We start from the raw sequence: 14,238 nt of genomic DNA on the forward strand, positions 1-14,238 counted from the left end.
CCCCACCCGAAAGGACTCCTGATGGCAGCCCCTCAGCCCATCAACGTCGAGGACCTCGACATCTTCTACGGGGACTTCCTCGCCGTGGAGGGCGTCGACGTCCAGATCCGGCCCCGCTCGGTCACGGCCCTCATCGGGCCCTCCGGCTGCGGCAAGTCGACCTTCCTGCGCACGCTGAACCGCATGCACGAGGTGATCCCCGGCGCCTACGCCAAGGGCAAGGTCGAGATCAACGGCGAGGACATCTACGACTCGAAGGTCGATCCGGTCAACGTGCGCCGCCGCGTGGGCATGGTGTTCCAGAAGGCGAACCCCTTCCCGACCATGTCGATCCGTGACAACGTGCTGGCCGGCGTGAAGCTCAACAACCGCCGCATCTCCCGCACCGCGGCCGATGAGCTGGCCGAGCGTGCGCTCAAGGGCGCGAACCTGTGGAACGAGGTCAAGGACCGCCTCGACAAGCCCGGCATGGGCCTCTCCGGCGGTCAGCAGCAGCGCCTGTGCATCGCGCGGACGATCGCGGTCCAGCCGGAGGTCGTCCTCATGGACGAGCCCTGCTCGGCGCTGGACCCGATCTCCACGCTCGCGATCGAGGACCTGATCCATGAGCTGAAGCAGGAGTACACGATCGTGATCGTGACCCACAACATGCAGCAGGCCTCCCGCGTCTCGGACCGCACCGGATTCTTCAACATCGCCGGCACCGGCAAGCCCGGTCACCTCATCGAGATCGACGACACCGACACGATCTTCACCAACCCGTCGAACAAGCAGACCGAGGACTACATCTCCGGCCGCTTCGGCTGATCCGGCACCACCGGCCCGGTGAGACGACGGGGCCGGTCCGGCCGGGCGCGGCGCTCGGGCGGAGATCCTTCTGCGACCACGGTCTGACATCGGCCCCGGGATATCGATCCCGGGGCCGACGCGCGTCCGGGGTGCCGCCGCCGATGCTGAGGGCATGAACACCGCACCCCTCGACCCCCGCTCACCTCTCCCGACGGGTCCAGCAGCCCCGGCGCCGACCAGCCCCGCCCCGACCCCGACCGGCCCCGGCCCGGCTCCCGCCTACGCCCCGTCGGCGATGCACCCCTCGCCTGTGCTCTCGGCCCGGTCCCTGCTCATGACCTACGGGACCGGCGGCACCACCACCCGTGCCCTGGACGGCGTCGATCTCGATGTGGCCCGCGCCGATTCCCTCGCCGTGATGGGGCCCTCCGGCTGCGGGAAGACCACCCTGCTGCACCTCCTGGCCGGCATCATCACTCCGACCTCGGGCACCGTCCACCACGAGGGCACGGACCTCGCGAGCCTTGGAGACCGTCGCCGCACCCGGCTGCGCCGCAGCGACTTCGGGTTCGTCTTCCAGGACGGCCAGCTGCTGCCCGAGCTCACCGCGCTCGAGAACGTGATCCTGCCGCGCATGCTGGGCGGCACCTCCCGCCGTGCCGCGAGCGCCGAGGCCGCCTCCTGGCTGGATCGCCTGGGTCTTTCCGGGATGCATGATCGCCGCCCCACCCAGCTCTCGGGCGGGCAGGCGCAGCGGGTCGCGATCGCCCGGGCGCTGGCCGGACGCCCCTCGGTGGTCTTCGCCGACGAGCCCACCGGCGCACTGGACCAGGGGACCGGGCAGGCGGTGCTGCAGATCCTGGTGGAATCCTGCCGCGAGTCCGGTGCCGGCCTGGTGATGGTCACCCACGACGCCTCGGTCGCCGGGGCCTGCCGCCGCACCGTGACCATGCAGGACGGGCGGATCGCCCGGGAGTTCGTGCGTCCCGCCGATGCGGCCGTCCCCGCCGGGGCGACCCGATGAACGCGCTGCTCGCCTCCGCCCCGCTGCTCCTGCGTCGCCGCGGCGCCCTCGCCGACCTGCTGCCCGTGCTCGCGTTCGCCGCAGCCACCGCGATCAACGCCACCGTGCTCGGCGGCGCCGCCGCCTTCGTCGGCCGGGTCCCGACGGGCGAGGCGCCGATGACCGGCGAAGCCTCGGTCATGTCCTTCCTCGCGATCTGCGCGGTCATCGCCTCCGTGCTGCTGGTGCCCAGCGCCGTCGGCCTCGGCGGCTCCGCAGCCCGACTGTCCTTGGCGCGGCGCGAGCAGGACCTCGCCGCCATGCGCCTGGTCGGAGGAACCAGCGGTCAGGTCGGCTCCGTCGCGGTGCTCGACGTCGTCGCCCAGGCGCTGCTGGGCACCGTCCTCGGACTCGGCACCCACCTCGCCGTGACGCCGCTGCTGACCCGCCTGGACTTCGGGATCAGCCCGTTCACCGTCGGCGACCTGCTGCTGCCCGTCTGGGCCTACCCGGTGCTGGTCCTCGCCCTGGTGGTGCTCGCCGCCGGCTCCGCGGCCGTGTCCCTCGCCGGGGTGGTGCTCAGCCCGCTGGGCGTCGCCCGGGACTCCCGGGTGGTGCGCATGTCGGTGCTGCGGGTGGTGCTGTGGGTCGCTCTGGTCCTCGGCTTCGTCGTCTTCATGAACATCGGCGCGGCCCTGATGGGACAGGCCGCCGGAGGGATGGCCTCTATCGCGATCATGGTGCTGTTCATCGCCGCGATCGTCGCCGGGCTCAACGTCGTGGGCCCGTTCGTCGTGTGGATCGCCGCGCTGGTGCTCGCGAAGGCCGCTCCCACCCCCTCGCTGATGGTCGGGGCGCGGCGCCTGGCCGGAGACCCCCGAGCAGGGTGGCGCGCCGTCTCGGGCATCACCTTCGCGCTCGTGATCGCCGGATTCCTCACGATGATCGCCACCCTCGGCGAGGCCACCAGCCCGGAGGAGGCGATGATGTTCACCGCCATGACCACGGGCGGGCTGCTCACGCTCGGGATCGCGGCGGTGCTCGCGGCGGTCAGCACGGGAGTCTCCCAGACCGCCCGAGTGATCGATCAGGCCCCCCGACTGCGGGCCCAGCACATCGCGGGCGCCGAGGTGGGCCAGCTGCACCGTGCACGGCTCGCCGAGATCGCGATCCCGGTGGCGCTCAGCTCGATCCTCGCCACCGGCACCGCGCTGCTGGTGCTCGCCACCGTCCTCGGCGGCGCCCCGAACGATCCGATGATGATCGTGCAGTACCTGGTCAGCGTGCTGGGCGCCTATGCCCTCGTGATCGCCGCAGTGGTGGTCGGCTCGCCTCTGGTGAGGCGGTACGCGCTGCGAGCCGCCTGAGCGGAGGTCCCGTCTCGCCGCCCCCGCCCCCTGTCCCTCCCCTGCCGCCGACGGGCGACCGGCCGCTTCCCGGACCGGTCGCCCGTCGGCCCGCACCGGTGCAGCGGGCCGTTAGGCTGGATCCATGAACTTCGAGTCCGTGGCCCCTGACGCCGTCCCCGAGGATGCGCACCTCATCGACGTGCGCGAGCAGAACGAATGGGATGCGGGCCATGCCGCTCGCGCCCAGCACCTGCCGGCCAGCTCCCTGCTGGAGAACCTGGAGCAGCTGCCCGAGACCGACGAGCCGCTGTACATCGTGTGTCGCACCGGTGGGCGCAGCTTCCAGGTCTCCCAGTGGCTGAACGGCAACGGCTTCGAGGCGATCAACGTCGCCGGCGGCATGGACCAGTGGTTCGAGTCCGGCCTGCCGATCGTCTCTGACGGCGAGGGCGAGGCGTACGTCCTCTGAGCGGCCCGCTCAGTCTCTGAGCGCACCGGTGCAGTCTCCTCGCGGACCGGCCCGCATCACGCGGGGCCTCAGGTGGCGATCACGTCCTGCAGCAGCGCGTAGCCCACGAAGGCGAACACGTCCAGCAGGGTGTGCGCGATGACCAGCGGCATCGTGCGCCGGGTGCGTCGGTACCACTCGCCGAACACCAGCCCCATCACCAGGTTCGCGAGCCCCGGGCCCACCCCCTGATAGGTGTGATATGCCCCGCGCAGCATTGCCGAGACCACGATGATCCGACGGGGTGACCAGCCCAGCCGCTCGAGACGCTGGAACAGGTAGCCCACGACGACCACCTCCTCCAGCACCGCGTTCTTCACCGCATGCAGCACCAGGATCGGCAGAGTCCACCAGTGGGTGTCCAGTGCCGCGGGGATCACTTCGACGGTCGCTCCCAGCAGTCTGCCCAGGTAGTAGATCGCGAGGCCCGGCAGTCCGATCCCGGCCGTGATCAGCAGGCCCTGCCACAGGTCCCGCAGCGGCCGGGCGAGGTCCGCTCCCAGGTCCACCAGCGCCTGATGGAGCGAGCCCGCCGTGAGCGTCAGCAGCAGCACCGCGAGCGCCACCGGGACCAGGGTGAAGGAGATCGACAGCAGCTGGTAGAGCAGATCCAGCCAGGCGTTCTCCCGCAGCGAGGAGTTCAGCGAGGTGGACTGGCCGGACAGCGGACCGGCGGCGAGGGCCTGGACGAGGGAGAGCAGCGAGTACACGGCGCTCTGTCCCAGCGACAGCCCGAGCACGATCAGCACCTCGGCGCGCAGCCAGTTCCGGCTCGGGGCGATCGTCTCCACCCGGTCATGTTCTCACCCGATCCGTGGCCGACGGGATTCCGAGCGGTCTGCCGAGCGGATCACCGTGCCAGACTCTGGACCATGACGATCCCAGACTCCGCACCCCGTCCCGCCCGGCCAGCCGTCCTCATCACGGGCGCGAACCGCGGGATCGGTCGTGCCACCGCCGAGGCGCTCGCTGCGGACCATCACCTGCTCCTCGGCGGCCGTGACGAGCGGGCGCTCGCCGAGCTCGCTGCGCAGCTGCCCTCGGCCGAGCCCTTCGTCGCCGAGCTCACCGACCACGCGGCGACGGCCGCCGCGGTCGCGGCCCTGGACCTCCCCGACGGGCTCGCAGGGCTCGTCCACTCCGCCGGCATCCTGGTCAACGGCAGCGTCGCGGAGCTCAGCGCCGCGGACTGGCAGCAGAACTTCGCCGTCAACGTCACCGCCGTCTCGGAGCTGACCCGGCTGCTGCTGCCCGCCCTGCGCGAGGCCCGCGGCACCGTCGTCGCCGTGAACTCCGGCTCCGGCTACAGCGCGAAGGGGGAGCGCGGCGCCTACTCCGCCTCGAAGTTCGCGCTGCGCGCCTGGACCGACGCGCTGCGCCAGGAGGAGACCGCCCACGGAGTGCGCGTCAGCTCGGTGCACCCGGGCCGGGTCGACACGGACATGCAGCATGAGCTGCGCGCCGCGGAGAACGGCGACTACGAGACGGAGAAGTATCTGCGGCCCTCCACCGTCGCCGCGGCGATCGGCTTCGTGCTGCGCGCCCCGGCCGAGGCGGTCGTGGCGAGCATCGACCTCCGCCCCCGCGCGATCGGCTGATGCTCAGGCGCCGGCGTCGTCCAGGTGCTCGACGAGCTGCGCGGCGTAGCCGACGTAGGACTGCGGGGTGAGCGCCAGCAGGCGCTCCTGCTCCGCCTCCGGCAGGCCGAGGGAGCGCACGAACTCGCGCATCCCCTCGCCGTCCACGCGGTGGCCGCGGGTGAGATCCTTGAGCCGCTCGTAGGGGTTGTCCAGGCCCGGCACGCCCTGGATGCCGAGGGTGCGCATGACGGACTGGACGGCCTCGCCGAGCACCTCCCAGTTCCCGTCGAGGTCGGCGGCCATCGCCGCCGGGTCCACGTCCAGCCCGGCGAGGCCCTTGCGCAGGTTCGCGATCGCCAGCAGCGAGTGCCCGATCGCCGGGCCGATGTTGCGCTGAGTGGTGGAGTCGGTGAGGTCCCGCTGCAGGCGGGTGGTGACCAGGGTCTGCGAGAGCGAGTCCAGCAGCGCGCCGGAGATCTCGAGGTTCGCCTCGGCGTTCTCGAAGCGGATCGGGTTCACCTTGTGAGGCATGGTCGAGGAACCGGTGCCGCCCTGGGCGGAGAGGCGCTGACGGAAGTAGCCCATCGAGATGTAGGTCCACACGTCGGTCGCGAGGTTGTGCAGGATGCGGCCCGCCCGCGCCACGTCGGCGTAGATCTCGGCCTGCCAGTCGTGGGACTCGATCTGGGTGGTCAGCGGATTCCAGGTCAGGCCCAGGTGCTCGACGAAGGTGCGGGAGACCTCCTGCCAGTCCGCTGACGGCACGGAGGTGGCGTGGGCGGCATAGGTGCCGGTCGCGCCGTTGATCTTGCCGAGGATCTCGTCGGCGGCGATGCGGCGCTCCTGCCGGCCCAGCCGGTAGGCGAAGACCGCGATCTCCTTGCCGAGGGTGGTGGGCGTGGCGGGCTGGCCGTGGGTGCGCGAGAGCATCGGCACCTCCGCCGCGTCCTTCGCGAGCGCGGTGAGATCCGCGATCACGCCCTGCAGCGCGGGCAGCCACACCTGCTCGACCGCGCCCTTGACCATCAGCGCGTAGGAGAGGTTGTTGACGTCCTCGCTGGTGCAGTAGATGTGCACCACCTCGGCGAGCGGCTCGAGGGAGGTGCCGGCCAGGCGGCGCTTGATGTAGTACTCGATCGCCTTGACGTCGTGGACGGTCTCCCGCTCGATCTCTGCGTGCTCGGCGATGCCCTCGGCACCGAAGTCCTCGGGTATCGCGCGCAGCAGGGAGCGCTCGTCGTCGGTGATGGTGCGCAGCCCGGGGATCACCTGCTGATCGAGCAGGTGGATCATCCACTCGGTCTCCACCACCAGGCGGGAGCGGTTCAGCGCCGCCTCGGAGAGGTGGTCGGCCAGCGGTGCGACCTGGGCGCGGTAGCGGCCGTCGAGCGGGGTCAGGGCGATCTGCGGGGTGATGTCCGCGAAGGAGTGAGCCATGGGGAGCATTCTCCCAGAACCGCGACGGTCCGCGAGGGCACGTCCCCCTCGCGGACCGCCGAGGTCACCGCCCGGTGCCGAGCGCCGAGGTCATTCGCCGGCGGCGCGGCTGCGGGAGCGACGCTCGTCCCCGAGCCCGGTGATGCCCTCGACGATCGCCGAGAGGATGCCGATGATCACGCCCGCGCCGAGCGCCCACCAGAAGGAGTCGAAGGTGAGGGTGAGCCCGGCCAGGCCTGAGACCCAGCTCGCCAGCAGCAGCATCAGCGTGTTGATGACCAGCTGGAACAGGCCCAGGGTCAGGCAGGTGATGGGCAGGGTGAGCAGCTCCAGGATCGGCTTCACGATCGTGTTGATCAGGGCCAGGATCAGGGCGATCGCGCCGATGGTGAGGACCTGGGTGAGCACGGTGGCGCTGTCGTCGCCCAGGTGCATGCCGGGCAGGAGCAGAGCGGTGACCCACAGCGCGAGGCCGGTGACGATGATGTGTCCGAGGAATCGCATGGGTCCATTGTCCGCATCGCGGCTGAACACCGCATCGGGGTTATCCCCACTTCCTTCCTGCACCGAACGGACCTGCACTTGATCGGTCCCGCACTGGATCGGTCCCGCACTGGGTCGCTCCCGCCCTGGTGCGCGCCGTCACCGTTGAGCGCCCGGTCGCGCGCACGAGGGGGGGGGGCACGTCCCCATCGCTCCGGAGCGCGCCGCCCGGCGCGGACAGGACATACCCTGGCGGCATGCCCACCACGCCTGATCGGGACGCCGTCGCCGCCCCGTCCGAGAACGTCCGCCTGCGCTCCACCCTCGAGAGCCTGCCCGCCTACGTCCCGGGGAAACCCGCGGCAGATGACGGCGTGCGCCGCTTCAAGATCTCCTCGAACGAATCGCCCTTCCCTCCGATCGACGCCGTCCGCGAGGCGGCCGTCACTGCTCTCGAGGGTGCGAACCGCTACCCGGACGCGGCCGCGCAGCAGCTGCGCGAGAAGCTCGGCGGCGAGCACGGCGTGGAGTTCTCGCAGATCGCGCTGTCCACCGGCTCTGTCGCGGTCACCGGCGATCTGGTGCGCGCAGTGGTGGGGGAGGGCGAGGAGGTCGTCTTCGCCTGGCGCTCCTTCGAGGCCTACCCGATCCTCGTCGGCTCCCACGGCGGCGTCGGCGTGCAGGTCCCGCTCACCGAGGGCGCGGAGCACGATCTCGAGGCGATGGCCGCGGCGATCACCGATCGCACGCGCCTGGTGCTGCTGTGCACCCCGAACAACCCCACCGGGCCCTCGCTGAGCACCGAGCAGGTCGAGGACTTCCTGGCCCGGGTCCCGGACCACGTGGTGGTCGCGATCGACGAGGCCTACCGGGAGTTCCACGACCCCGCCACCGTGCTCGGCACCGCCGGGCTCTTCCGCCGCCACGGCAACGTGGTGCTGCTGCGCACCTTCTCCAAGCTGCAGGGCCTGGCCGGGCTGCGCATCGGCTACGCCGTCGCCCATCCGCGCCTGGCCCGGGCGCTCAGCCAGGTCACCGTGCCCTTCGGCGCCAGCGTTCCCGCCCAGGCCGCAGCGCTGGCGAGCCTGGCGCCGGCCGCCCAGGAGGAGCTCGCGCAGCGTGCCGAGTGGATTCGCTCCGAGCGCTCGCGCGTGCTCGCGGCGCTGGCCGCCCAGGGCTGGGAGCTGCCCGCGAGCCAGGGCAACTTCGTGTACTTTCCGCTGGGGGAGCAGAGCCCAGCCTTCGCCGAGTTCGCCGACGCGCGTGGGCTGGTGCTGCGCGCCTACGGCACCGAGGGCGTGCGCGCCACCATCGCCGAGCAGGAGGCGAACGACCTGCTGATCGAGATCGCGGGAGCCTGGCGCGAGCGCTGAGCCGCCCGCGCCGTGCGAGCGCTGCCGCCCGTGCTGTGCGAGCGCTGCCGCCCGCGCCGTGCGATCAGTGCGGAATCGCTTGATTCTGAACCGCTATCAGCGCGTAAGTGGTTCAGATTCAATCATTCCTGCGCCGGCGGGGTCGGCGGGGCCAACGGGGCCAGCAGGGCTGGCGGGGCCGACGGGGCTGGCGGGGCCGACGGGGCCGACGGGGCTGGTTGCTCAGCTGGGGCTGGGCGCGCCGACGGGCCCGGGGGCGAGCGCGGCGACGCGGCTGTCGGCCACCAGGTCGTGCACGCCGCGCCCGCTGCCGCGCAGGGTCGTCCAGGCGTACAGACCGATCACGGCGTAGACCGCGACCGACGCCGTGAGCGTCAACGGATCCCTGTCCTCGAAGCCGCCCCATGCCGCACCGACGGCGACCGTGTGTCCGAGCTGCCAGGGCACGAAGAGCTTCGCCGTGTTCCGGGCGAGCGCGCGGCCCAGGGTCAGCGGGGCGCCGTCGGCCTCCGCGACCTCGAGCCCCTGACGTCGCTTGCCCCAGGTGGCGCGGCGCGGCCCGGACTCGGCCCGGGCCGCGATCATCGTCGCGATCGCGGGAGGGATGGCGCTGACCAGGTGGCCGTACCACTGACGGGTCCCCAGATCCGTGGTGGTGGCCACGAGGATCCCGGTCGGGACGAGGGCCGCTGCGACGCCGAGATATCCGACGCAGTCGGTGAGGTGGGCGCGGGCGCGACGAGCGGCGAGGGGGTGCATGTGCCCACCGAAGCACGTCGGGGCGGTGGCGGCCACCGTTCTTCGGAGGTTCCCGGCCGGTCACCCGTTCCCGGATGGCCACCTGCTCCCGGTCGGTCACCCGCTCCCTGTCGGGGACCTCATCGCTTCCGCCCGGCGGCGGCAAGGGGTGGACATGACTACCGCCGCGTCGCCTCTCGGCGATAGCCTCGAGGACGGTCGGGACCCAGCCACTGCGGGACGGGCGCCCGAGGCGTCCGGTCCGACTGCCCGACGCACACCCACCCCGACCTCCGCGAAGGACCCTCCATGAGCACGCCCGCCGCACACCGCCCTGCCCTCGGCGGGACCCGTGCGTATGTGGTGTGGACCGCCGCCGTGACGGCGTATTCGATCGCTGTTCTGCAGCGCACCACGATGGGCGTCGCGGGTCTCGAGGCCACCGAGCGCTTCGGCGCCTCGGCGACCATCGTCTCCACCTTCGTGGTGCTGCAGCTCGCGGTCTACGCGATCGGCCAGATCCCGGCGGGGCTGCTCCTGGACCGCTACGGCTCGCGCGTCACCCTGGTCGCCGGGGCGCTGCTGATGGGCGGGGGTCAGCTGCTCATGGCGCAGACGGAGACCCTGGCCGTGGCGATGGCGGCACGCATCGTCCTCGGCGCGGGGGATGCCCTGACCTTCTCCAGTGCGGTGCGCCTGGTCCCCGCCTGGTTCCAGGCCTCGCGAGTGCCGATCCTCACCCAGCTCACGGGCATCCTCGGCCAGGTGGGACAGATCGCATCGGCGGTGCCCTTCGTGGCGGTGCTGAGCGTGGCCGGCTGGGGCACCGCGTTCTCGTCGGCCGCCTCGGTGAGCGCGGTCGCGGCGCTGCTGGCCCTGCTGGTGGTGCGCGCGACCCCGCCCGGCCTGCCGCGACCGCGGGTGAAGCAGGACTTCACCAGGATCCCGCTGGTGCTCGCGCGGATCATCCGCCATCCCTCCACCCAGCTGGGCTTCTTCACCCACTTCACCGCAGGGTTCACCGGCATCGCGTTCTCCATGATGTGGGGCTATCCGTATCTCACTGCGGGGGAGGGGCTGAGCCGGCCTGCGGCCTCGGCGGTCATGACGGTGCTGGTGGTGGTCGCCGTCGTCGGCGGCCCCCTCATCGGCGCGCTCACCCAGCGCCACCCGCTGCGCCGCTCCACGCTGGTGCTGCTGATCGTCGCGACCATCGTCGTCCCCCTGCTGGCGCTCGTGCTGTGGCCCGGCCCCGCCCCGATCTGGCTGCTCATCGTGCTGGTCTCCGGCTTCTCGATCGGTGGGCCGGCCAGCAGCGTCGGCTTCGACTTCCCGCGCACGGACCTGGCCCGCCACCGTCTGGGCACCGCCACCGGCGTGGTGATCATGGGCGGCTTCATCGGCGGGCTCATCGCGATCCTGCTGATCGGCGTGGTGCTGGACCTGCTGCGGCCCGACGGGAACTACGACCTGGCCTCCTTCCGCCTCGCCTTCGCGGTGCAGCTGCCGATGCTCGCGATCGGGGTGGCGGGGATGCTGATCACGCGCGCTAGGCTCAGGCGCCGGATGGCGGTGCAGGGACGCGGGGTCCCGCCCTGGCGCGATGTGTGGCGGTCCGGGCGCTGGCGCCGCCTGTAGCGGTCCGGGCGCTGGCGCCGCCTGCAGCGGTCTCCGGATTCGGGCTTGCCGGGTGCTCGCGTTCTGACGTAGCGTTCTCCTCGTCACTTAGTTTCAAGGAGGAAATATGTCGTTCACCCTGGGTATCGTCGGGATTGGTCAGTTCGGCTCCCACTTCGCGGAGCTCTTCGCCGCCCACCCCGAGATCGAGGCGCTCTACGCCGTGGACTCCGTGCCGGAGCGGATCGACACCGTCGAGGCGCGGGGAGTGCGCTTCGACAAGCGCTTCGAGACCCTCGAGGAGCTGCTCGCCTCCGACGTCGACGCGGTCGCGATCTTCACCCAGCGCTGGACCCACGGTGAGCACGCCCTGGCCGCCCTGCGTGCCGGCAAGCACGTCTACTCCGCAGTGCCGATGGCGATCGAGGCGGAGGAGATCCGGGCGATCACCGAGGAGGTGCAGCGCACGGGCCTGGTCTACATGATGGGTGAGACCAGCCAGTACAACGCCGCCGTGGTCCTCGCCCGCCGCATCCACCGCAGCGGCGCCTTCGGTGAGGTGTTCTACGCCGAGGGCGACTATGTCCACGACATGGACCTCGGCTTCTACGACGCCTACAAGTACTCCGGCGGAGAGCAGTGGAAGTCCACCGCCTCCTACCCGCCCCTGCTGTACCCCACGCACTCCATCGGCGGCATCCTCGGGGTGATCGGGGAGCGGCACGCCACCTCGGTCTCGGCGCTCGGCCGCCCCGACACCCGCGGCGACGGCGTCTTCGACAAGGACGTCTCGATGTTCGGCAACGACGTCTCCAACGCCTTCGCCCTGTTCGGGATGGACAACGGCGGCGCCTTCCGCACCAATGAGCTGCGCCGCGTGGGCTACCCCAGCCACAAGCGCGAATCCCGCTTCCGCTTCTTCGGCGAGGAGTCGAGCTTCGAGGAGACCGTCGAGACCACCTACTGGCACGACAAGAAGCGCGTGCTCGACGTGACCTCGCTGATCGCCACCGGCTCCACCATGAGCCTGGATGACCCGCGACTGGCCGACGTCTCCCCGGCACTGCGCGACGCCTTCGTCGCCGGCGCCGCCCAGGTGCACCACCAGGCGCGACTGCCCAAGGAGTTCCAGGGCATGCCCAACGGTCACGAGGGTGCCCACCACTTCCTCGTCGACGACTTCGCCCGTGCCGTCGCGGACGGTCATCAGCCGATGGTCAACGCCTGGCAGGCCGCCCGCTACACCCTGCCCGGCGTCATCGCCCACCAGTCGATGAACCAGGGCGGCGAGAGGCTCGAGATCCAGGATCTCGGCGAGAGCCCGCTGCCGGTGGTCGACCTCGACGCGGACCAGGAGCCGATCGACCTCGAGGCGCTGTACGCCGCGCAGGAGGCCGATGCGGACGGCAGGGGCTGATCGCGGAGGCCGGGGGAGTCCCGGGGGGCGGCGCTCCCGGGGCTCTGTCGGCGCAGGCGCGGCACAGTCCGGGGCGGCAGGTCCGCCCTCCCATGCGGCGGTGCGCCGTCGACGGATGCTCGAGCCCGCCTAGAGTGCGAGCGTGAACACCCTCCGGCCCCGGGCGCGACTGCAGGCCGGCCCCCGCTCGGCGAGCACCCCGCCCGCCGAGACGGTCGGTCCGCGTGCGGCCCTCGCCCACCAGCTCGCGCTGTCCGTCTGCATGCTGCTGGGGATCCTGGTCGTCGAAGACCAGGTCCTCGGGACCGCGTGGCTCTACTGGGTCGGTCAGGCCGCGATCCATTCGCTCACCCTCGGGCTGATCGGCGGGCTGCTGCTGAGCGCTGCGGGGATCGAGCGCCCGGTCTGGGGGGAGCGGCTGCTGGTGCTGCTGCCGGTGCTGGACCTGCTGGTGCTCGCGGTGTGCCGTTGGTCGGTGGTGAACGCGGCTGGTTTCCAGGGCTTCCTGATGGCGGTGCCGATGGTCTGGCTCGCGGCCCGCTATCGCTTCCGCGGCGTCGCCTTCGGGATCGGGATCTGTGTCATCTCGATGGTGCTGGGGCTGCTGATGTCCCCCGATCCCGATGTGGTCGGACTGCTCTCGCGCGGTCTCGTCACGGCGGTGCTCGCCGGCGCCATGGCGCTGGTGGTCGCCGGCGTGGTGGTGCGGCTGGCAGAGCAGCGGCGCCGACTGGAGACCGTCAGCTCGGCGCTCGGAGTGGTCTCGATCGTGCTCGATCAGGACGGCGAGGTGGTGGAGGAGGAGGGCCTGCTCGGCGGCGCCGCACGCGGCCGCAGCGCACGGGACCTCCTCGCCGACCCGGTCTTCTCGGACACGGGGCGCTCGCCGCTGCCGACCGAGCGCAATCCCCTCACCCGCGCGGCGCGGGGTGCCGATCTCGACGGCGAGGCGGTGTGGACCACCGACGACGGCGGTCGGCGCATCGCCCTGTCGGTGAGCTCCACCCGGCTCGACGAGACCCGGATGCTGGTGGTCGTGCACGATGTGACCGCGTCCCTCGCGGCCGTGCTGCAGGAGGAGCAGTTCCTCGCGAACGTCTCGCACGAGCTGAAGACCCCGCTCACCTCGATCACGGGCTACGTCGAGCTCATCGAGGACGAGACCTCCGCCCCGGACGGCGGCGACCCGGACCTGATCCGCTCGCACCTGGCGGTCGTCAGCCGCAACGTGGTCCGGCTCCAGCAGCTGATCCTGGGACTGCTGGAAACGGCCCGCGCTGTGAGCGGCGAGAAGATCGGCTCCCGCAGCGGCGCCGCGCGGGCGACGTCCCTCGACGAGCTGGTGCGACAGCAGGTCGAGACGGTCCGTCCCCGCGCGGCCGCCCGGCGCGTCCGCTTCGCGCTCCATGGCCTCGAGAAGCCGCTGGAGCTGGTCAACGCGGATCCTGAACGCCTGGGCCAGGCGCTGGACAATGTGCTCTCCAACGCCGTGAAGTACGCCCACGAGGGTGGGCTCGTCACCGTCGAGCTCGGCGTCGAGGACGGCACCGCCCGCCTTGCGGTGATCGACGAGGGCATCGGCATCGATGCGGACGATCTCGCGAAGCTCTTCACCCCGTACTTCCGTGCCCGCACCGCCACCGAAGCCGGCGTCGCCGGCTATGGGCTCGGGCTGATGATCACCCGACGGATCCTGCGGGCCCATGGCGGGGACCTGGCCGTCAGCTCGCAGGCAGGGGTCGGGACCCGGGTCGAGCTCGTGCTGCCCCTGGCCCGCACCTGAGCGTCAGGAGGAGGTGAAGCCCGTCCGCGTCATCTCGCCCCACACGGCCTTCCGCCCACGCAGCGCCTGCCACCAGCCCTGCAGGCGCCACACCGCGGTCAGCTGCCGGTACCCGAGGTTCTCCAGCAGGGCGCAGGCGATCATGATCATCAGGTCGCGGG

General features: G+C 71.6%; 13 protein-coding genes. 9 read left to right on the forward strand and 4 right to left on the reverse strand.

The window, feature by feature from the left end; genetic code table 11:
- Nucleotides 1–21 precede the first annotated feature (21 nt).
- The 4 genes from pstB (at nucleotide 22) to VF289_RS18470 (ending at nucleotide 3,610) form a co-directional block, all read left to right on the forward strand.
- Nucleotides 22–807 carry a phosphate ABC transporter ATP-binding protein PstB gene (gene pstB / locus VF289_RS18455; RefSeq protein ID WP_330885771.1) on the forward strand — a complete coding sequence of 262 codons (786 nt, stop codon included), beginning with the start codon at nucleotides 22–24 and terminating at the stop codon, nucleotides 805–807.
- A 154-nt stretch (nucleotides 808–961) separates the two neighbouring features.
- Nucleotides 962–1,813 carry an ABC transporter ATP-binding protein gene (locus VF289_RS18460; RefSeq protein ID WP_330885773.1) on the forward strand — a complete coding sequence of 284 codons (852 nt, stop codon included), beginning with the start codon at nucleotides 962–964 and terminating at the stop codon, nucleotides 1,811–1,813.
- Nucleotides 1,810–3,159, forward strand: coding sequence for an FtsX-like permease family protein (locus VF289_RS18465; protein WP_330885775.1), 1,350 nt, complete (start codon nucleotides 1,810–1,812; stop codon nucleotides 3,157–3,159). Before VF289_RS18460 ends, VF289_RS18465 begins: the two co-directional genes overlap by 4 nt.
- 124 nt (nucleotides 3,160–3,283) lie before the next feature.
- Entirely contained in the window at nucleotides 3,284–3,610 is a 327-nt protein-coding gene (locus VF289_RS18470; protein WP_330885777.1) for a rhodanese-like domain-containing protein, read from the forward strand.
- A 68-nt stretch (nucleotides 3,611–3,678) separates the two neighbouring features.
- Here VF289_RS18470 and VF289_RS18475 read toward each other — a convergent pair whose 3' ends face one another.
- On the reverse strand, nucleotides 3,679–4,440 hold the full coding sequence (locus VF289_RS18475; protein ID WP_330885779.1) for a CPBP family intramembrane glutamic endopeptidase: 762 nt from the start codon (nucleotides 4,438–4,440) through the stop codon (nucleotides 3,679–3,681).
- A gap of 81 nt (nucleotides 4,441–4,521) precedes the next feature.
- Between VF289_RS18475 and VF289_RS18480 the strand changes: the two genes are divergently transcribed.
- The gene (locus VF289_RS18480) at nucleotides 4,522–5,247 is read left to right on the forward strand and encodes an SDR family oxidoreductase (protein WP_330885781.1); all 726 of its coding nucleotides are present in this window, start codon (nucleotides 4,522–4,524) and stop codon (nucleotides 5,245–5,247) included.
- A 3-nt stretch (nucleotides 5,248–5,250) separates the two neighbouring features.
- Here the strand turns inward: VF289_RS18480 and purB are convergent, their stop codons facing one another.
- Together purB and VF289_RS18490 are read right to left on the reverse strand one after the other, a co-directional pair.
- On the reverse strand, nucleotides 5,251–6,666 hold the full coding sequence (purB, locus tag VF289_RS18485) for an adenylosuccinate lyase (RefSeq protein WP_330885783.1): 1,416 nt from the start codon (nucleotides 6,664–6,666) through the stop codon (nucleotides 5,251–5,253).
- A gap of 90 nt (nucleotides 6,667–6,756) precedes the next feature.
- Entirely contained in the window at nucleotides 6,757–7,170 is a 414-nt protein-coding gene (locus VF289_RS18490) for a phage holin family protein (RefSeq protein WP_330885785.1), read from the reverse strand.
- Between the two features lie 236 nt (nucleotides 7,171–7,406).
- Here VF289_RS18490 and VF289_RS18495 point away from each other — a divergent pair, with 236 nt between their 5' ends.
- On the forward strand, nucleotides 7,407–8,522 hold the full coding sequence (locus VF289_RS18495) for a histidinol-phosphate transaminase (RefSeq protein ID WP_330885787.1): 1,116 nt from the start codon (nucleotides 7,407–7,409) through the stop codon (nucleotides 8,520–8,522).
- Between the two features lie 222 nt (nucleotides 8,523–8,744).
- On the opposite strand, the gene VF289_RS18500 is transcribed toward VF289_RS18495, so the two are convergent.
- Nucleotides 8,745–9,281 (reverse strand): RDD family protein, encoded by a 537-nt coding sequence (locus VF289_RS18500; protein ID WP_330885789.1) that lies wholly within the window; start codon nucleotides 9,279–9,281, stop codon nucleotides 8,745–8,747.
- Between the two features lie 288 nt (nucleotides 9,282–9,569).
- Here VF289_RS18500 and VF289_RS18505 point away from each other — a divergent pair, with 288 nt between their 5' ends.
- The 3 genes from VF289_RS18505 (at nucleotide 9,570) to VF289_RS18515 (ending at nucleotide 14,077) form a co-directional block, all read left to right on the forward strand.
- Entirely contained in the window at nucleotides 9,570–10,898 is a 1,329-nt protein-coding gene (locus VF289_RS18505) for an MFS transporter (protein ID WP_330885791.1), read from the forward strand.
- 106 nt (nucleotides 10,899–11,004) lie between these two features.
- On the forward strand, nucleotides 11,005–12,294 hold the full coding sequence (locus VF289_RS18510) for a Gfo/Idh/MocA family oxidoreductase (protein ID WP_330885792.1): 1,290 nt from the start codon (nucleotides 11,005–11,007) through the stop codon (nucleotides 12,292–12,294).
- Between the two features lie 142 nt (nucleotides 12,295–12,436).
- Nucleotides 12,437–14,077 carry a HAMP domain-containing sensor histidine kinase gene (locus VF289_RS18515; protein WP_330885794.1) on the forward strand — a complete coding sequence of 547 codons (1,641 nt, stop codon included), beginning with the start codon at nucleotides 12,437–12,439 and terminating at the stop codon, nucleotides 14,075–14,077.
- Nucleotides 14,078–14,238 lie beyond the last annotated feature (161 nt).

Source organism: Brachybacterium sp. (assembly GCF_036379615.1).
Lineage (GTDB): Bacteria > Actinomycetota > Actinomycetes > Actinomycetales > Dermabacteraceae > Brachybacterium.